The 18,683-nt window shown below is 62.4% G+C and carries 12 protein-coding genes; 2 read left to right on the top strand and 10 right to left on the bottom strand.

All coding sequences use genetic code 11. The features are described 5' to 3' along the window. The first annotated feature begins 20 nt into the window (after window positions 1–20). Entirely contained in the window at window positions 21–1,022 is a 1,002-nt protein-coding gene (locus tag AmiPiv_RS20295; protein ID WP_340040296.1) for a PIN domain-containing protein, read from the top strand. A 31-nt stretch (window positions 1,023–1,053) separates the two neighbouring features. On the opposite strand, the gene AmiPiv_RS20290 is transcribed toward AmiPiv_RS20295, so the two are convergent. The 8 genes from AmiPiv_RS20290 to AmiPiv_RS20255 form a co-directional block, all read right to left on the bottom strand. Beyond that, a complete protein-coding gene (locus AmiPiv_RS20290; protein WP_340040294.1) occupies window positions 1,054–1,614 on the bottom strand; it encodes a phospholipase D-like domain-containing protein in 561 nt (186 codons plus the stop codon). Beyond that, entirely contained in the window at window positions 1,611–3,839 is a 2,229-nt protein-coding gene (locus AmiPiv_RS20285; RefSeq protein WP_340040293.1) for a hypothetical protein, read from the bottom strand. The genes AmiPiv_RS20290 and AmiPiv_RS20285 overlap by 4 nt, the downstream gene beginning before the upstream one ends. Continuing rightward, the gene (locus AmiPiv_RS20280; protein WP_340040291.1) at window positions 3,826–8,166 is read right to left on the bottom strand and encodes a DEAD/DEAH box helicase family protein; all 4,341 of its coding nucleotides are present in this window, start codon (window positions 8,164–8,166) and stop codon (window positions 3,826–3,828) included. Before AmiPiv_RS20280 ends, AmiPiv_RS20285 begins: the two co-directional genes overlap by 14 nt. After that, entirely contained in the window at window positions 8,163–10,538 is a 2,376-nt protein-coding gene (locus AmiPiv_RS20275; RefSeq protein WP_340040289.1) for a hypothetical protein, read from the bottom strand. Before AmiPiv_RS20275 ends, AmiPiv_RS20280 begins: the two co-directional genes overlap by 4 nt. Before the next feature lie 374 nt (window positions 10,539–10,912). Continuing rightward, a complete protein-coding gene (locus AmiPiv_RS20270; protein WP_340040287.1) occupies window positions 10,913–12,517 on the bottom strand; it encodes an N-6 DNA methylase in 1,605 nt (534 codons plus the stop codon). Between the two features lie 184 nt (window positions 12,518–12,701). Further along, complete coding sequence (locus AmiPiv_RS20265; RefSeq protein ID WP_340040285.1) at window positions 12,702–14,144, bottom strand: AlbA family DNA-binding domain-containing protein; 1,443 nt, start codon at window positions 14,142–14,144, stop codon at window positions 12,702–12,704. Between the two features lie 3 nt (window positions 14,145–14,147). Beyond that, on the bottom strand, window positions 14,148–15,017 hold the full coding sequence (locus AmiPiv_RS20260; RefSeq protein WP_340040283.1) for a nucleotidyl transferase AbiEii/AbiGii toxin family protein: 870 nt from the start codon (window positions 15,015–15,017) through the stop codon (window positions 14,148–14,150). Beyond that, window positions 15,005–16,090, bottom strand: coding sequence for a type IV toxin-antitoxin system AbiEi family antitoxin (locus AmiPiv_RS20255; protein WP_340040281.1), 1,086 nt, complete (start codon window positions 16,088–16,090; stop codon window positions 15,005–15,007). The genes AmiPiv_RS20260 and AmiPiv_RS20255 overlap by 13 nt, the downstream gene beginning before the upstream one ends. Before the next feature lie 176 nt (window positions 16,091–16,266). Between AmiPiv_RS20255 and AmiPiv_RS20250 the strand changes: the two genes are divergently transcribed. Continuing rightward, complete coding sequence (locus tag AmiPiv_RS20250) at window positions 16,267–16,833, top strand: T4SS efffector SepA family protein (protein ID WP_340040279.1); 567 nt, start codon at window positions 16,267–16,269, stop codon at window positions 16,831–16,833. A gap of 25 nt (window positions 16,834–16,858) precedes the next feature. On the opposite strand, the gene AmiPiv_RS20245 is transcribed toward AmiPiv_RS20250, so the two are convergent. Next, window positions 16,859–17,902, bottom strand: coding sequence for a nucleotidyl transferase AbiEii/AbiGii toxin family protein (locus tag AmiPiv_RS20245; protein ID WP_340040277.1), 1,044 nt, complete (start codon window positions 17,900–17,902; stop codon window positions 16,859–16,861). Next, window positions 17,899–18,567: a DUF6088 family protein gene (locus AmiPiv_RS20240; RefSeq protein ID WP_340040275.1), complete on the bottom strand. Its 669-nt coding sequence runs from the start codon at window positions 18,565–18,567 to the stop codon at window positions 17,899–17,901. The genes AmiPiv_RS20245 and AmiPiv_RS20240 overlap by 4 nt, the downstream gene beginning before the upstream one ends. Window positions 18,568–18,683: the final 116 nt, after the last annotated feature.

Below are 18,683 nucleotides of genomic sequence, written 5' to 3'. Positions count from 1 at the left end.
AGCCTTTGCGGACGCGGCATGTGTTCCTCGACACCGAGGTGTATCGCCGGGCGGGCTTCAATATTTCGAACACGCCTTTCGCGCTGCTCGCCAAGCAGATTGAAGATGGTCGCGTCGTCCTGCATGTCACGGACATCACCCTTGCTGAGATTCAGCGACAGCTGGGCGAATCGGCACTCGTCATGGCTGCGGAGGCCAAGCGGCTGCTCCGTGATTTTAACCGCATCGCGCAGCTCACAGGTGAGGACAACGTCACCGTCAGGGATGTCGACGGTTCAGATCTCGGCAAGAAGGCGTGGGCAGGCTTCGTCGACGTGCTAGTCAAGCGCTTCCGCAGCCATTCCGTGTCGGCCTTGGAGGTTCCACCTCGGGTCGTGTTCGATCGCTACTTCGTCGGCAGCCCGCCATTTGATCATCGCGGCAGTAAGGAATTTCCCGACGCCTTCGTCGTCGAGGCGCTCGCCCGCTACTGCAAGAGCAACGAGATATCGATGTACGTGGTGAGCGGCGATGCAGCTCTTCGCAAGGCTGCAGGAGAGCACGATGCGCTTCTCCCCCTGGAGACACTAGAGGATGTTCTGGCCGCCGCGACCGCAGAAGGCGGCGGGGATCTCGAGGCGATAGCCGACGAGATCTTCGCAGCGCCAGGCTTCGATGAGCAACTAATTGAAGCTGTCGAGACGGACTTGGATTTTCTGAACTTCGTCTACTACGGCTCTTTGTCCGACGCCTCCGTGCTGGAGGCCAACCTCGATGAAATCGTCAGCGTCGACGGGTACGACGTCGCGGCTATCGACGACACCAAGATCGGACTGATCCTCCACGCAAACTCGATCCTCGCCGTGCGGGTGCGTTATGTCGACGAGACCGAACTGCGAGATAAGGACGACGACATCACTCCGACCGAACTCGAAACTTGGGTGCACACGCATGCCCGGCTGAAGATTTATGTGTCGATTGACCTACGCACGTTGCGTTTTAAGGAGACCGAACTTCTGACTCGCGACATCATCGTTGAATAGTATAGTCCTCCCAAACGCGCGCCGCAGTCTCTCACAGCACAACAGAGACAGGTCCCGTCATATTGGCGACGGCGTCGACCAGGACCTTGACCGCGTGCACGGCCGGTCCCTCGATCAACATGCCGCATTCGAGATTGGCGGCCTTCGATCGTTTCAGCAGATTTGCCGATCCTACATATGCCGCCACCCCATCTGCGAGCACGATCTTGGCGTGAAAGGTTTCCTGCGACAGGTCGCCCCCGCCATAGTCGATGATGCGGGTTGCCGCCCTCTTCAGGCGGCGCCCCGCCTCGGCACAACCGACAAGCTGTGATGCGTCCCGTATGACCAAAACACGTTCAATGGCCTCCGTTGTTTCGAAAAGTTCGGCGGCCCAGTCCGCTCCGATCCTGTCGACATAAGGAATCATGACAGTAAGACGCTGGCGCGCCAGCGACGCGAGATGGCTGAAGGCATCGGTTGTGGGCGTCAGCGTCACGTAATCGCTGGCGATGTCCGCGGCGAGAGCATCGGCCAGCCGGCTCGGCGCGGGCGGCATCGTCACTACCAGCCGCGCCGTTGCCCGCGGTGAGATCAACACCTCGTTTGTCATTTGGCGACCGCCGCCTCAAAGAAGCCCACGAGGTCGGGAGCCGATTTCGGTTCCCATTCCGGACCTTTGCCGCCCTTGAGCACGGCTCGCGATAGCAACAGGTTGGACGCGATGCAGCTCACCTCCGACACCATGACGCAGGCCGGGCAGGCACCACCTCGCGCATCGCACAGGCTGCCCGATCCGCACCGCAGCGTGCGTGGATCGATCGCACGGCGGAGGAACTCATCCGCATGGTTGCGCCACATGGCGGAGATATTGCCGAGGTCCGGCGTCATTCCCTTTCGGTAGATCACGAATGCAAGGTCGGCCGGAAAGATGTGCTCGCCGATACCATCGCGGTCGACGCCAGAGGAGTCGGCAAGCGAGTGCATCATCTGATGCGAAAGAGTATGCAGCAGGAGGTAGACATAGGCCGGCACCGTACGTGGGTAGCCCCCGGTTCCCTCGCGATCCTTGAACACCTCGAGGAAAGGGCCGAAATCCTCGTACCGCTCCAGGTAAGCGCGCCCGAGTCCCCCGTCAGGTACATCGGTGATCTGATTGGCCCTCAGCCATCTAAGCACCCTCGCTTCATCGAGCTTGAAATAGAGCGCCTCGTTCTGCTGCTGGGTCACATAGATCGGGCGCTTGGTTCCCTGGACGGGAAGCTGATCGAAAGCCTTGAGACGAACGGGCATGTCGACCCCAGTACCCTGATGCTCACGCTTGTAGACCGGCGTCGCGGAAACCCGCGTATACCCAAAGCTGAACTCGCAGATCGGCAAATTGCGCACCAGAACCAAGCGTTCGACGCCCAGATGGTCGAGCAGATTGCCGATGTTCGCCTGGTAACGAGCCTTGCGCTGGGGATCGTTGACCACGTCAGTGAGCGTAATGTCCGGCTCCATGACATTAACCGCCGCGTGCCGCGCCATGGCCTGCTCGATATGCTCACGCACGAATGCATCGTGCTGAATGGTGAGTCGGATCGGGTCGTAGCGCCGCGTCCATTCTCCACGCTGGCCGATCGCCCGGAGCAAAGCTTCGCTTCCCAGTCTGCCGCGCTCGACGATGCCCGCAGAGAACCAGCCCTCTCTCAACTCATGAGCGCTATCTCGGTATGAACGGGCGCGCTCGGGCCGGTTACTCTCATCGGCGCGACGCGCCATGTCGAGGAAGCTCTGGTAGTCCTCCCAATCGCCGGCGTTTGTGGAATTGGCTTGGACAGCCTGACGAACCTCGTCATCGCTCGGTTCGGAGAAAGGGATATTGTGGATCGCGGCGAGTTTCGCGACAAGTTCCCCCACCCGAGACGGTGTCATCAATTCGACGACGGCGCTATCCTCGAACTCGATGAAGCTCGTGCGTTGCGGATAGAACGTCGAGTTCGCCCGGTATGACACCGGCAACATGTTGACTTCGATCCACTGGAAAGGTCGCCCTCCGGCGTTCTGCTCAGTCTGCAGACGTGCCAGCACATCCGGTTCAGCCTTCTTGAGCACGCGGGTGTCGCCGCATCCTTCGCAGACATATCTCCATTCGGAGAAAACCGGAGCCTCGTTGCGCAGCTTGAAGCTCGTCGATCCGCACGTGCACATCCTGATCTGTCGCGTGTCGCCGGTCTGAGGATCAAAGTTGAAGTTGTAAGGACTCAGAGGCTGAATCTCGCCCGACCAGTGCACGTAAACGACATCGACCTGCGTCCAGCGGGCGTCGTGGCCATTGCACTTCCTCGGCAGCGGCTGCCGGGCCTGATCCGCGATACTTTCGTATTCACGGGTCGAGCCGCAGATGCCGCAGCGGTAGACGAGCGGATAAGGCACGTAGCCGACGCGGTCCGGCCCGGTCATTTGGAAATCGTTCCGCTCGATACGGACTTCGCCGGTCTTGGAGTCGCGAAAGGGTGCGTCAAGGATGAGCTCAGGCAAGGCGTCCGGCACCGCATTTATCGCTCTGTCACGCCAGTTCGTTGCGAAGTCGCTGAGGTTCTCGAACACCAGATCGATGGTGGTGCGGTTCAGCTGCTTGGTGATGTCGTTCGCCAGCGGCACCGAGCGACATATTCCCTTCCCGCCCTCCCAGGTCATGAGTACGCCCGGCGCGTAAGAGCTCGCGATCTGGACCCGCGATCTCGACATCGTGGGTGGCTCGAGCGTATCCGGTTCCCGCTTCGCTCCCCCGAATGCGGCCGGCCTGCGGTTCGAGGTGCGCCAGTCCGCGCCGGCGCCCTTATCGCCGCTCATCGCTGCCTCCATCGGAGTCCATTTCCGAGGCACTCCCTCGCTGCGTTCTGATTGCCCGCATGACCTTTGCTAGGTCCTGCCTGTCGACGTCGGTAGACCTCCCGCGCGCCAGCGGATCGCGCCCGGCAGCTACGATGTAGCCGGCCTCATCGACATCTCGCAGCGACGTCATTGGCGGCCGGAAGGCGGGAAGATCCTCCCAGTAATCGCGCAGGCTCGCAACCGTGCCGCGGCTAGCTATGTCTCGGACGAACGTATCCACCTGCTTTTCCACCAGGGCGCGGTAGAACTCCTCGTAGTGCGGAGCCCCAAGTCTTGAGGCTCCCTTGCCCGCGAAACCGCTGGCGCGCAGCATGAACCCGCCCAAAGCTTCACAGAGCGCTACGTGATTACGCCGCGCCATGGTTCCGAGACGGCTGATCTGATCCATGTGGGCGACTTCAGCTTTGCGAGCGTCGTTCTGATCAACGAAATCGTGGGCCTCCCGCAGCATTGCCCAAGTTTGAACGTAGGATGCCATCGCCCGCTTGATGGCATTCTCAGCCCACCGCTCAACCGCCGGCGGCGCAATCATTCGCTCCAAGAAGCGATGAAAGATGTCATGGGTCTCAATCACGTAGCGGTCGCGACGATTCTGAGGCGTGGGCAACAGCATGACGAAACCGACATGGGTGCGGCCCACCCGGCTCGAGGCCTGGATGTACTCTGCGATGTCCGACGGCAGGCCGGCGAAGAACATGCTGTTGAAGCGGTCCACATCGACGCCATGACTGATGGCGGATGTCGCCACGATGTTGCGTAGAGTGGTCGTGATATCGGGATAGTCGGCCCCCTGAAACGACGTTTCGGCGACCTCCATCACAGCCTGGATGTCCTTCATGTCGATCCCGCCGGAGATCAGCCGGCTCTCGAAAAAGGCGTGGGCCCTGCCGATGCGTCTGTGCTCGTGCCCGACGGCCGCGCTCAGGGCATCAATGATCTGATCGCCACCCTTTTTGTTGGTGACATAGGCGAGGGCGATACGGTGAAGGTCGACAAGCGCCATGATGTCCGCGATACGACCCTGCGTCGCGGCTCTATCTATTGCAGCGCGATGCCAGTCTCCGACCCGTCCGGGCGAAACCGAGCTGCGGATCGCTGCGACCGTGCCACCGCACTTCGCCGGGTCCTGCAACCCGTCCCAGAGCGCAGTGATTATCCCGTGGAAGGACGCGAGCACTCCGACGGTCGTAACTGTGTGAGTGGCATCGTTGGTCATGAGGGACACGAAGAGCCGCATCCAGGGCGCGGTCTGCTCCGGCGCCTGCGCGAAAGGAAGGGAGTTGGCGAGGTCGGTTCGCACAGCGTTCGCCTTCGGCGGCGGAGCCGGTTCGGCGAAAAAGGAATGGTAGAGGTCTGGTCCCGGATAGGGGAAGCGCAGGGGGACCCGCTGGTAGAGTGTCTCGAGCTGACGCTCGGGGGCCGAAATCGTAGCGGTTGCCGCTATGACTTTCGGCATCCGCGCTGCCCCCCACCCATCGCCCTTCCAGCACCGGGCTACCTGAAGCCCGTCGCCGGCCATCTCCGCAACGTCCTCCAGCACGGTCTGGAGGAGCGTGTCGAACAGCCCGCTGAACGTGCCGAGACTCTCCTCAAGCAGATGCGCTTCGTCCTGGATGACCAGCGCAGGGAAGGGATCGTGAAAGACGCGCGCCCCGTTGGCATAGGAGGGGAATACATTCGAGCACTCGTCCTCGGTCGCATCCCGGCGGAGGTCCTCCTCGCGCCGTGGCGTGTCGAGATTGCCCCATTTGTCTACCCGGCGAGCCAGGCCGAACATGCCAAGCACCTTGCTGATCGTTGCTGTGTGTTGGCCAAGCATGGCGAGCTTGTCGACCGTGCCGAGTACGACGGCCGGAGCCCGGGCGTAAATGGCATCGTCGGTTAGCAGGAAGGGCAGTGGATGCCTCCCGCCATGTTCCTTGTTCCAGTCGCACCCATCATTGAAGCAGACGATGACAGCCCGCTTGCCCAGGGGTCCTTCGCCCTCGTCGCGCCTGAGCCCGGTTGGCTGTCCGCAGACCGGGCACTCGGGGATCTTGTCATAGGCCTCGCGCGCGTCGAGATATCGACGACCCTGCGCTCGCAGCTCCTCGTCGCCTGTATCGCCGTCAAGCCCGCTATCGTCTGGAAAGTTGGAATCGTCGGCCAGGGGGATGTCCGCGCGGAACGCCCGATAGTGGTTCGGGGTATTCTGGTTGCCGACCCAGAATCCCATCTCGAAGGGCCACTCCCCGGCATTGTTCCTGCGTCGCACCATCTCCGCCCGCACCATCAGCTTGAGCAGCCGCTGAGCCTGCTGGAGGGTGAGCAGGCGCAGCGGGTAGCGGATCATCGCGGTGACGCCACGGTTCTTGCCGCGTAGGCGGTCAAGGAACATCGCAAAGAGCAGCGTGCCGTAAAATGCCTCCGACTTGCCGCCGCCCGTCGGGAAGTAGAGGAGGCTGACGCCGTCCTCGTCGAGCATCTCATCGTGATATTCGCGCCATTCTGCCATCCGCGAGGCGAACACGGGGATGTGGGATAGGACGAATGCCATCTGAAACAGGCGCCAGCCGCGTTTGGGATCGAACGCGTCGCGAAGCGCGAACGCCTCGTTGGTCATGATCCAGGCGCGCCATGGCGCCGCGCGACGCTCTAGTTCGGCACGGCTGCCCCCCTCGTGACCCGGGAGCGTGTCGAACGCCTGCTTGGAGGCTATCAACAGCTCCACGCCGCGCTCAATGTACCGTGCTTCCGCCCGCTGCGCCGCGAGGTCTTTTCGCAGCCGGGCGGTTTCAATTTCCGCATCGGCGCGGTCGAGCCCTGCTCCTACTGTCGTCTTGAGCCGGACCTCCTGTTCATCGATCCACTTCGCATAGGCGCGGGGCAGTTCGAGGAGCCTCCGCGCGTCGAAGCCCTTATCCTTTAGAACCGCAAACTGAAAGGGCAGATCGATCTGGCGAGCGACGATACGCGGCTGCGTAAAGCGTGGCGCAATCGTGGTGGCGAGCGTCAGTTCGCCGCTTTCCCGGTCAGCGCGAATCCCGCAATTGAGGCCGATCGCCGGATAGTCGAGATGGTCGCGGAACCGATAGGATGGTTCCACACGGTCCAGCCGCAGCGGCCTGTGCGCCGCCCGAGGCAACGTCACCGAAAGCCCCGCCCCGAATACCGTGTTGCATCGTCCCTGCGCGTCTCTGGGCGTCAACTCGGCAGACTGGTTGTCGAGCATCACCCGCAACGACAGGCGCGTGGGGTCGAGGAAGTCCGCTTGGCGCTCGACCTTCAGCACGACCCGCGAAAGGTCCGGCACGACCCGTGCGCGGTCGACTGGACGGGCGGCAAGTGCCGCCATGGCCGCCGTCCACCGCGCTTCGTCCAGTGTATCGTCGGGCTGTATCGTTGCATCGCGCCACGCTTCGCTGACGCCAAGACCGGTCACCCAAGCCTCAAGCTGATCGGCGACTGCTTGCGTCAGGCGGCTGTTATAGCCGCTGATGGTCGTGCTCAACGATTCCTGATCGGCATCGGTCGCAAAGTCCAGGACCGGCAGGTCAAGCTCGATCCGACGCCATTTGCCTGGCACCGGCGCCGGGTCTACCAGGTTTAGCGGGATTGCTCGCCCCTCGCGGATCAAGCGGGCAATTGGTGCGGGCTGCGCCGCGTTGTCCTCAGGTGTGTTGGGATCGGCAATCGCCGCGTCAAGTGCCGCCGGCGAAACCTGTGGCTCCACTTCACCGGACAACAGCTTGATGCCGTGCGCGGCGTAGGCTTTCGTCCGGATCTCGGCGAGGATCTGCGCGCGCTGCGCCCGCACCTTGGAGCGCTTCGCCTCATCCAGGTTTTTCCAGTCCGGCCGGTCAACGCCGGACGCCTGCAGCGCGGGCACGCGCTGTGCGCGTATTGTGTCATCGATTTGCTGCTGGGTGCTCTTGCGCAGCTTGAAGTCGAAGTCGAGTTCGCCTCCCCCCGCGACGAGGTCCGACCACAACGGGATCACGCGCACGTAAATCGAAAAGCGCGGCGCTACCCGGATCGTTGCGCCGCTGCCGGCGCCCACCACCAGATCGATGCCGACAGACGCGATCCGGATGTCGGAGGTTTCGTCTACGACGCCGCCGACGTCAAAACGGGGCAGCAGCTGGCCCGCGAAAAGGCCACGACGAGGTGAGCTGCCCAACATTGCACGTCCGCGCTCGTCGCTGCCGCTGACCCGTCCGACAAGCGCGTTGACCAGAGCATCGCAGACCGCTTCCTTGAGCTCGACGTCGATCTCGCCTAGCTGCTTGTCCGATAGTCCCTTCATTGCGCCTCCAAGCTGCGCGTCTTCGCGACAGTTGCCACGTGCTCCTCGGCCATCAGCCGCAGGGCGCGAATGTCATCACCACGCTCGCGATTCGTGGCGAGCGCAGCGTGCGGGTCGGTCAGAATTCCCCGGAAGGCGTCGTGAAAGACGTTCCCCGAGCGTATCCGGTGCGAGCGCTGCGCCAACACGGCCCAGAGCCAGAAGCTCTCGGCGAGTTTTGTGCCGATGCCGAGCGCGGCGGTGAAGCGCATGAACGTCTCTCGATCGTGCGGCGCATGCGGCACGACGTCGTGAAGCGGTTTGTCGAGTTCTTCCTCGAGGTCGACCCAATAGCGGGCCGTCTCGATCGACGTGCGGGGTTCACCCATCTGAGATACGATAGACCGCAAGCGCTCGTTGACAGAATCGCCCGGCACTTGAGCGAAGCGGCGGGCGACCTGAAGATGGTACTCCCGAATCTCTGCCGCCGCCGTCGCGCGGACATTTACGAGCGTGCGCGCCCGTTCGACGAAACCTGGCCCGATGACGCAGACCTCCTCGCCTTCGCGGACCTGCGCGGCCGGCCGTTCGATGAAGGAAGTCGTCGCGGCCTTGTCGTTGCGCAGGACGATGCCTGTCGACTGGCGTGCGATAATACGCTGGCCGTTATGCATCGAAAGCTCGACCAGGCGCCGCTCGCCTCGACCCCCTCCACTCAGGTCGACAACAGAGCCAGCGGGGAATTCGATGTCATCCGGGGGCATCTCAGTGTCGAGCTTCACTGCGTGACGTCCGATCTCGGCAACGCGGGCGCCAGCGCGCTTCGCAAACACCCGCAGTCGGGCGGCGAGCGGAGCGACATCTATTGCCTCTGCCAAACGCTCGGCGTCCTTGGCTGCGAAGGCCAGCGTGTCGGCATCGGCTAGAATAACGATCTGCTCGGGCAGCCATTGCTCGCTCAGGGTCGCGAGAATTGCCGACCGAGTTGGCGCGACGATGATGGCCCGCTTGAACTGGTTGCGCAGCGCGCTGGGCATTGCCGCGATAATGTTCAGTACGCGCGCACCTCCGAACCGAATGAGGCCGAGGTCCAGCCGTTCCGCGAGCTTCGGATAAGACGGCGCCAGGCGGTCCGCGGCGAATTCCGCAATCATATCCGAACGAAACACGAAGGCTGACCTCGAGCTGGATCGAAGCGCAGGCTGGACGAACTCCTCGAGTAGCGACGACATCGGCGTGGCCCGCTCGAGTAGACGCATGACGCTGGTCGTTTCGGCGGCAACATGCGTATCAGCGTCTGCTTGGCTGGCGAGACTGCGGGGATCGGACAGGGCCGCCACGTCAGCCGCCACGCGGTAGGTCGCCAGCTGGTCGTTTGCCGTCGCGGTCGACGTCTCGTGTTCGAGGAACCTGCTGAGTTCGGTGATAGATCCTGGCAGGCACGCCGACCGCCGCACCGTACCGATCATGTTTCTTACGGTCTCCGCACCGGCGGGGTCGCCCATCTCGGATAGTCTGTGCGCCAGTCCGCGGAGCCGCTCGATATTGCGGTCAACGTCACCAAAAAAGCCATCGACGTCGATACGTTCGGCACCCTCGAAACCGGGCTCTTGCCGCCCGCTGTTTTGGATGATGCCGGCGGTTGGCGAGTAGACAACGTGCCCCAAGGCGGGGATCAGCTTACCTTTGCGTCCGGCCTGCTTGGCTCCCAACAGCTGGAAGCGCGCTGTCTGGTAGGTCCATGGATCATCGGCGAGCACGAGAATGCCTGCCTGCGGATGAACCTCGCGCATGCAGTCGATCATCTCGGTGGTCCGCTTCAGCCAGTTCCAGCCCAACCGGTCCCGCGCGTTGCGCGAGAGGTCAAGGATCAGGAGGTCCGGCGCGGACTTGATGCTTCGCAACTCGACCCCAAGCTGGTCCGCCGCTCGGATCGTAAAGAGATAATACGGGGCGATCGCTGGGTCGTCCGCGGCGCCCGACCGCTTGTGCGTTGCAATGTCGGTCTTGCTTCGCGTGCGCCACAGCAACGCGCTGTTGGAGGGTCTGTCGCCACGAGGCGGACCGTGAGGCACGATCTCATCGAGGATTGGATGCTCGAATTCTGGATAGTCGCGGCCATCCGAGGCTCGCCCTGTCAGCTTGCGGACACGGGCGAGGACCTGATGATAATCCTTGGCCGGATCGTTCTCCCCGCTCAGGTAGCGCTTCAGATGGTCGAAATGCACTTCACCCATACCATGCCGGTCGACCTGCACCGACCGCGCCTGCGCATGGGTGCTTCGCGCATATGGGAAGACGATCGCATGCACCTCGTCGGCCCGCTTGCGGCTAGCGGTGCGTTCACTCGCAATCACCACCTCGTCCTGATCGGCACTGGCGACGGCGCCCATCGCCAGCAAAGCCACGATCGCAGACGGTGACATCCGCATCGGAGGCCATGGCATTACGACCTGTGCGGACCCATCGCTTGCCACCTCGGCAGCAGACCGCACCAACCTCAGATAGGCAGGCGTGAGCGCTGCCGGCTCGCTCGACCCCAACCGATGTAGAGGCTGTGTTGCAAGCGCATCCATGTATCGCTGGACGTTGCGCGTGGGGCGCTTAGCGGGGGCAGCAGCCTCCACGGCCTCGGCGACCCGACGCGAAGCGCGATCCGCTAATTTCGAGGTTAGTCCGGCGCGCTTTTCGAGCTGGATTTGCCGTTGTCGCGTCCGATCCTGCAGCTCAGTTCCTGGCGCGCGATCGAAGGGCCGATGACGCGCCATCAGGCTTCCACCATCTTGGAGTGGACACGATAGGCCGCAAGCGCTGCGGCCTCCGCGTCGCCATCCGCGTCACGAATCGCCTCCCGAAAAACCGTCGGCAACGGCAGGTCGAGTTTGCGCAGCAGCGTGACCGAAACGGCGGCGGTTCCGGACACCCGTCGGTATCGTTGATCAACCGCACTTGTGTTCAGCAGAGCGACGGCGAGGGCAAGCTGCTCGGGGTTCTCGCAGGTGAGAACGATCGTATGGTTCTCGGTGACAAACCCGCCCCAGCGGACAACCACAGCAGGATCGACCATCGCCGCAACCAGCCGCCGCGGCTGCTTGTCGTTGGTGGTGCGCTGCATTACGGCCGCCGACGAGCGGACCACAGCTGCGCTGTCCTCGGCGAACGTCACGAAGTCGGTTTGAATGCCCTTCTTGCCGGACGGCCTGCAGAGTTCTCCCGCACGAACATTCTTCGCCCATATCAACGGATAACCCCGCCGCCGTCCGAGCTTCGGAACGAGCCGGGTTTGCTCGCGATTCCAGACAAAATATCCCGCCTTGGCGGTGACGCCGTAGTCGGCGAGGGTTGCACCGCCGACGGTCTGGGGATCGATCGCTGGAAGTGGCCAAGCGTCGCCCGACTTGCACGGCAGGACCTGCTCGACGATCGGCGTCGCCGAGCATGTCACTCCGACGATCGGAAAGCGCACCTTGGCATCGGCGCGATGCGCCTTTCCCTTGCGCACGATCAACACACTAATGTCCTGAGCGACGTCCAGGAAAACACCATCCCGACCGGCAATCGAACCGATCGTGAGAACTTCGCCACGGGACCGGATGAAACTTCGCATGCGGTCGTAGAGAGGACCGGCGCGAAAGCTCGAGGGAATGACAAGCGCAACGACACCGCCAGGCTTCGCATGCCGAAAGCAAAGCTCTGCAAAGAGCGCGTACTTATTGATGTGACCGCTGTGGGCCACGCGTCGCCACGCTTTCCCGCTTACCTCCTCGATCGACATGCGCCCATAGGGCGGGTTGGCGATCACCAGGCCATAGGCGGCCGGAATCTTTACATTGAGCGCATCGCCTACGAGGATGACGTCACGGGGCAGGGAAGCGCCAAGGCGATCCGCGATCAGCCGGCGCGAAAGCGTTGCCAGGCCCGCGTCGATCTCGATGCCGTTCAGTCGATACGCAACGTCCTTGGCGGCGAGCCCCGCGGTCGCCATTCGGCCCGCTATGGTCGAGAGGAAGGCCGCCCCGCCCGCAGCCGGATCGAGAACGTCGTCGCGCTCCAAATTGAAGCCGGCCTCGATGGCCAAATCCACGACCGCGTCGGCAACTGCCGGTGGCGTAAAGTATGTTGCCTGCGACCGCCGCACCTTGTTCGGCAACATGAGGGTATAGAGCGTGCCGATCCAGTAATGCCGCTCGTCGACTGGCAACGCGTGGAGCGCGCGACGGAAGCCCTCGACCCGGCGATCCGCTCCGAGCTCATCCAGCAAATCGAGGCAAGCGTCGGCCCGCGCCTGTGGCGTGGCTGCGGAAATCGCCAGATCTCTCGCGACAATGCGAGCGCGGGCGAGCAACGTCGTTTTGCTCCCGTTCAGCTCCACGCAGCCCCCGTTTCCACCAGCCGCGGCTCGCCAGCGCACGGATCATCTTGCGGTTTTGCATCGAATAAGACTATGCCCGCGAGCAAACGTCTAGATCGCAAGTGCTTGTTCGCATCTTCTTGCCCGCGGCGAACCGGCGAAAGTCTCCCTCCGAGCGACGAAAACAAATTAAGTCCATCGACGATCAGTCGTCGAACAGTCTCATCGAACGCATCTCCAGCCTCTTGAACTCGTTCTGCACGGCGTCCGACGTGAGCCAGTTCTCGGGTTGAAACCAGCCCTGTGTCGCGAACACGTTCATGAACGGAAGAGCCACCCGACGAAGCGCTCCGAAGTAATCGTCGCGGAGCTCGGCCCATTGCAGCGGTATCGTTCGCGCGAAGCGATCATCGCGATATGGGGTCGAAGCGACGGCGCGGAAATTGTCCCACATCAACATGCGATCGCTGAGCCCGCGCCAATCCATCCGGACGATTACTTGGGCCACTCCTGGCAGTTCCTGACTCATGAGACGGGCATGGGCCAGCAGCGAATGAATGGCGACGAGTATCCACAACGGGGTCAGATGCTTGGGCGGAGGCGGCTGGCCTTCTCTTGACCAGTTGTCGCGCAAGGATTCCACGCTCACCGCGATGCCGCACTCATAAATCCGCCAGTAGTCGAAGGCACTCGAGATCAAGCCCGTGTTTTCCACGCGCATGCCTTCAAGGTACGTGGTTTCCCTCCCGCCCAACGTCGACATGCGGACCTGAGGCGCGCGTTCCGGCACCGAAAGAGGAAGAAACGAACCCCAGCCGTAGTATGCATATTGGTGCATCGCCACCGAGACGCGATCATTCACCGTTCGTGGGTTCTCGATGCTGATTGGATCGCCATCCGCATCGACCAGGGCATACCCCATGGCTGAATAGTTTTCGCCCGCCTGCAATATCTGCGCATGGTATTTTGCGTCTGTCCGCTCCGTCAGGCTGCGAGTCTGTGCGGTGAAATCGGCGGCCGTCTCGGTGACCGCCGCGACTAGCAGTTCGAGAACTCGCGAATCGGGCTGCGACCGCCCGCCGATCGACTGACGGAGGATGCTTCCCAAGAGATCGGCGCGATGCGACAAGCAACGCTCCAGAAGCGTGTTCCAATCATCGGAGCTACGGATCGGCACGCTCTCGGGGCCGGCCGCCCTCACGTAGACCGTGCCCTGCGAGATGCCGACAGGTCTGCCATTGGCGCCCTGTGGCCCATCCGCGATCGCCACGACGGGCCGCGCGCCATGGGAGGGGACAACGACGACCGGATAGGTCACGCCGTCAAACTCGGCGCCCTGCAGGAGAACTTGCAGACGCGGTTCGAGGTACCTCTTCACGATCGCCGCAATCGCATCCTGGCCGAACGAGGAAGGGGGCAGATCGGTGGCGCCGAGGGGTTTGCGCGTCTTGTCGTCGATGCCGAAGACGAGATAACCCCCGCCGTGATTGGCAAGCGCCGCAATATGGCGCGCGAGCTTCGCTCTGTGCTCTGGATCTGTCGTGTCCATCCAGGCCTTGAACTCGACACCGAGATTTTCGTTGGCCCCGGCGATGAGGTCGGACAAATCTGAAACGGTCACCGTGTCGCGCTCACGTGCAGCCGACATTCCTTAGCCCCGAAGCCCGAGTGCGCGCAGCCAGGCGTCGATTTGTCCGAAAGCATCCTGCTGCCATTGGTCGGGCGTGCGATCGCCTAGAATATCGGTCTGTTCGACGAATTGCCTGACGCAAGTCGGCCCATAGCCGTCGGTGGTGTCGAATTTCTCTGCAATGAAGCCGTAGCCTCGCGCGCCGCTGGCGTGTTCCAACAGTGGCCGACAGGCCAGAGCGAGCGCCTCACTGCCCTCGGGATAGTTCCGAACGCAGTAGTAGATGTCGTATGCGTCCTTCTGCTTGTGCCGACCGTTAAGGGCATGCCCTTTCATGGCGAGCAAGGCTGGGATCGAGCAGACGGCGATCTCCACGCGGTTTGTGCCGCCCCCTGGCATCGGACCGGCAATCGCGACCATCTGGTAGAAGCGCAATGCTAGATCGGCGCCGTCGGCCCGCTGCACGGCGAAGTCGCTAATCAGGGGCGGCACGTTCTTGACGATTTCCGCGTCTCGCGGCATCAGAAAATCGACGATGATGTCGATCGGACCGCTGTCATCGGCCGCTGGAACCTGCCGCACAAGCTGAAATCGCCTGAGTTCGGCGCGCTGCTCGTATCCGTGTTCCCTAAGCGCTTCGATCAGCGTCGTGTATTCACCGTCTCCCAGCGCTTCGGCGTCGAGACTGAGATCGACATCGAGCGTCCCGACATGCGGCATATCCTCGCTGCCGAGCAGGAGCCATGGCACGGCGCCCCCAACGACCGCAAACTTGCCGCGGAAGCTGCCCAGTATCTGGCCAACTTCAATCAGCACAGCCTTGACGGCCGCGGTAGTGCGATCATCGTAGTCAGCCGCCGATTGCGGCTCTGCGGGAATTACGGGCGCCATGCGAGCTTCTCCCGCCGTAGGTGCTCAGCAGCTTCGCGTCCCCGTTCGCCGGCGGCTGCCAGATCGAGATAGGTTTGCACCGGACTCGTGCAGACAACTCCCGGCACAGGCTCGACCGCATCGCGGAAGATGCCTGCATCCTTCGGTAAAGTGACAACGACATTTTCCCCCTTTGACGCCGACGACAGCTTTATCGCCTCCTGAAGTCGCACAAGGCCATCATCGTCGGCATAGAGGAATTGCGTGCTGATTCGCCCGTAAGGTGACAACCACTGGGCGGCCGAGAAAGACCCGAGTACGGCCCATCCACCTTCCGGCTGCGCACCAAGGACTCCGCGCACCGCGTTGTCGAAGCCGCTCCCGTGAAGCGCTGAATAGAATCGCAACCGCCGACCGACGGGCGGCTCATAGGCGTCGCGCCACGCGTCCAGCAACGCGTCGGGGTCGGTCAGCATCACTCCCTCGGACGACGTTCTTGCCCATTCCCGGTCGATCAGTGCGCTTCGCACATTGCTGACGTGGCCAAGGCTTACCGCTGACGCCTCGGCAAGGTCCGCTACGCGCCATGGACTGTCAGGATCTCGCAGCAGCACCCGCAGCACTTGCGCAGACTTGGGCTTGAAGAGGGATTTGAGTTCGCGCCGCTCCGCGCTCGGTTTGTCGTCGACCTGCCGCTCGATAAAGACACTGTCGAAAATGATGCGGGCGTTGCCGACAAGGTCCAGGAAACCAACATTGTAGTCGTTGCAAAGCGCCTGAGCCTCCGGAGAGAGGTATGGAGCGACGAAGATCGGCACCGCTTCTCTATCGAAATGTGCAGTGTAGTTGCGCAGTTGAAGCAAGCCTAAGCGAACGTGCCGGGGCTGACCGTTCGACTTAACCTGGCAGACCAACGTGTGCCGGCGGCCGCCGACGGCGACGTGGGCCAAGAAATCGGCCCCGCGATCGGGGCCGTCAGCACGCTCGACTTCGACATCCTCGATCACAAGAGCCGGGACCCTTTGCAGGAGTCTAGTCAGGGCCTCCGCAGCGTCTTTCTCCGTGGCTTTCAGTTGTTCGGTCGTGTTCAGCATTTGCTGAAATTACGTTGCCCACTGAAATTTGTCCACCCCTTTCACTCTTCAGCGCCTTTTCAACAATTGCTGAAACGACCCTTCCTAGTGAAAGGTATGAATATGTTACATATCCCCTTGTCTCTTCCGCCAAAATATGTAACATATCGTCTATTGGAGGAAGACGGGAGACTCTCATGATGCCGGTTGTGCGAATAAGCGATGCTACATTTTCCGATCTCAAGCTCATGGCGAGCTGGTTCGGCACCAAGACACCCGCTGAGACGCTTGATCGCGTCATAAGGGAGACGATGGATCAGCTCGGGCTCGAGCGTGACGACGAGCCTGCCGAGGCGGTGGTCACCAGCGGCGGCGCAATGCAGTTCGATGTCGCGCCCGGTCTGGCGTTCACCAAGCCGTTGTCGGCGACCATCAACGGGAAGGCTGTGCCAAGCCCACGGTGGTCATCCGTCCTTCTGACAACGATCGCCCAACTGAAGGCCAAGGGATTGGACGGCGAGAAGCTCGTTCGCGAGTTGGGGATACCAGCCAAGGCCGTTCAGTTCGAGGATGAGGGATTCAAGTATCATCCGCACCTGGGCATTTCGGTGCAGGGTCAGTCGGCCTCCGACGCGTGGAAGGAGGTGGAACGCCTTGCCAAGAAGTGGCACATTCCGGTGACAGTCGAATTTTGGTGGCGCCAGAATCCGAAGGCCCAGCATCCCGGCCGAACGGGCCTCCTCAAAGCAGGCAGTCAGCCCTGATCACAGCGAGCGGCTGGCCGGTCCACTAATGGCCGGCATTGAGGGCCTGCTCGATCTGCTGGGCTGAAGCGATGACTTCGTCAAAACTCGGTGGCGCGCCGAAGATCATCGCGGTGGTATTGGCGTAGTCGCGCGCGAGCGCATCGACCATCTTGGGCGCCGGCTCGATCGCGAAGCTCCCTGGCACTGCCGAAGCCAAGTCATAGTCGGGGCGGTCGAAAAACATGCGCGCGTGACGCACGCAGTCCGCCCCGAGCTCCAGGTCGGCGAGCGCGGCCTTGCCGGTTTCCGACTGCATGAGACAATGCAGGTCGTAATAGTGCCGTGACACGCGTTGACCTTCCTGCCGCAGTTCGCCGCGGCGCTCATACCAGCGGCGCAATCCATGGGCGATCACCACCTTGTCCCAGAAGGTTCGTGTCGCCTCGATCGTGGTCACCTCCGGCACGGCGAGGTCGATGCCCGGTGCTTCCTCGGCCACATAGGGTGTAATCGTCAGCGGTCCGTGCGGATCGAGCGCCGATTTCGCGCCGGATTCGAGACGTATCGCCGGTCGAACATAGGCTCCGTCACGTGGTTCCACCTCCGGGTACCAGAGCAGCAGCGTTTGCCCGTCGTGATCGGCTTCATCGATTTCGACGCGACCAGTCCCGTTGGTCGCGTCCGCTAGTTGAGCCGTGAGGAATTCTCGCAGCGGGCCGGTGATGTAGGCCCGGCACGCATCCCGGATGGCGTCGAGTTTGGCGCGGCGCTTCTTATTCGACAGCGCTTCGAGCTCCTCGACCGAGGCTGGCTCTTCGAGGTCATCGCGGAATACGGTGACGTCGATGTCCTCGGAAAATCGCTTGATGAGGTCATAGCCTTTCGACAGCGACGTGCCGCCCTTGAACAACAGCCGCGGCTCTCCCGCAGGCCGCTCGTGATAGAGCGAGTTGAGCGTCCAGCAGACCCAGAAGTCCTTTTCGACATTGCCCACTGGAGCACCGATGCGGTTGGCCGTGGCGAGGAAGAGATCAAGCCGGTCGCGTGGCGGTGCTCCAATGATTTGGCGATAGGCTTCGGTGCTCATGGCTCGCCCTCGAGTCCAGCGCTCTGGCTGAGGAGTTGGCGCAGGAATTCCTGCATCCAGATCGGCACGGCGGAGAGCCCGGCGCGCAGATCCTCGCGGATCGCCTCGCCGTGCTTGGGGTCGGAAAGCAGGCGGCGCAACGTCGTTTGTATTCGCTTCCGTTCGCTATTTTGGCTCAGCATGTCCTGCATCCAGTGCAGGGCCTGTACGACCCGCATCCCCGGCCGATCCGCCCAATAGAGGCGGCTCGGGGCAGCGTACTTGAAGTGGATCTCCTGGCTGCCGAGCTTTATTGGCTTCAGCCGCGCATCGACCAAGACCTCGATCCGCGCCGGCACCGCCGTCGTGAGCCCAAGATCGTTGGCGGCGGTCATGCCGTCGATGACGACGCGCGCGTTGTCGCGGCGGGTTACGGCGCGGATCACTGCCCGATAGTCTGGCACGGTGGCGCGGCCAGTGAGGCTATTGGCCCGAGGCCGGTCATAGAGGCCACGGTCGATCCGACGCAGTTCTTGGGTGGCGGCCAAGCGCTGAAGAGTTTTATCCACCGCCGCGCGCCCGCCGAGGTCGGCAAAGTCGCCAGGGGTCCAGACCTCCTCGGGCTTGGACTCGATCCGTGCAAGCACGCGCGAGCGAATATCGGTATCGGGTGCGACTGTCGTCATGTCCGAAATATGCGACAAGTTTCGGACATCGGCAAGGTCTGAAGTCCGAAAAAAGTTACAAGTTTCGGACAGATGGGGAGTGTCACGAGTCGGATTGACTCTTCTGTTGATGAGAA

The sequence above is a fragment of the Aminobacter sp. Piv2-1 genome (assembly GCF_037625995.1).
GTDB lineage: Bacteria > Pseudomonadota > Alphaproteobacteria > Rhizobiales > Rhizobiaceae > Aminobacter.
The sequence above is the reverse complement of the archived record's forward strand: the minus strand, read 5'-3'. Positions and strand labels throughout refer to the sequence as shown.

Bases quoted from the DNA above. Each gene is read 5' to 3' on its own strand.
- AmiPiv_RS20290 (WP_340040294.1), bottom strand. From the start codon at position 1,614: ATGACAAACGAGGTGTTGATCTCACCGCGGGCAACGGCGCGGCTGGTA.
- AmiPiv_RS20285 (WP_340040293.1), bottom strand. From the start codon at position 3,839: ATGAGCGGCGATAAGGGCGCCGGCGCGGACTGGCGCACCTCGAACCGC.
- AmiPiv_RS20280 (WP_340040291.1), bottom strand. From the start codon at position 8,166: ATGAAGGGACTATCGGACAAGCAGCTAGGCGAGATCGACGTCGAGCTC.
- AmiPiv_RS20275 (WP_340040289.1), bottom strand. From the start codon at position 10,538: ATGGGCGCCGTCGCCAGTGCCGATCAGGACGAGGTGGTGATTGCGAGT.
- AmiPiv_RS20265 (WP_340040285.1), bottom strand. From the start codon at position 14,144: ATGTCGGCTGCACGTGAGCGCGACACGGTGACCGTTTCAGATTTGTCC.
- AmiPiv_RS20260 (WP_340040283.1), bottom strand. From the start codon at position 15,017: ATGGCGCCCGTAATTCCCGCAGAGCCGCAATCGGCGGCTGACTACGAT.
- AmiPiv_RS20255 (WP_340040281.1), bottom strand. From the start codon at position 16,090: ATGCTGAACACGACCGAACAACTGAAAGCCACGGAGAAAGACGCTGCG.
- AmiPiv_RS20250 (WP_340040279.1), top strand. From the start codon at position 16,267: ATGATGCCGGTTGTGCGAATAAGCGATGCTACATTTTCCGATCTCAAG.
- AmiPiv_RS20245 (WP_340040277.1), bottom strand. From the start codon at position 17,902: ATGAGCACCGAAGCCTATCGCCAAATCATTGGAGCACCGCCACGCGAC.
- AmiPiv_RS20240 (WP_340040275.1), bottom strand. From the start codon at position 18,567: ATGACGACAGTCGCACCCGATACCGATATTCGCTCGCGCGTGCTTGCA.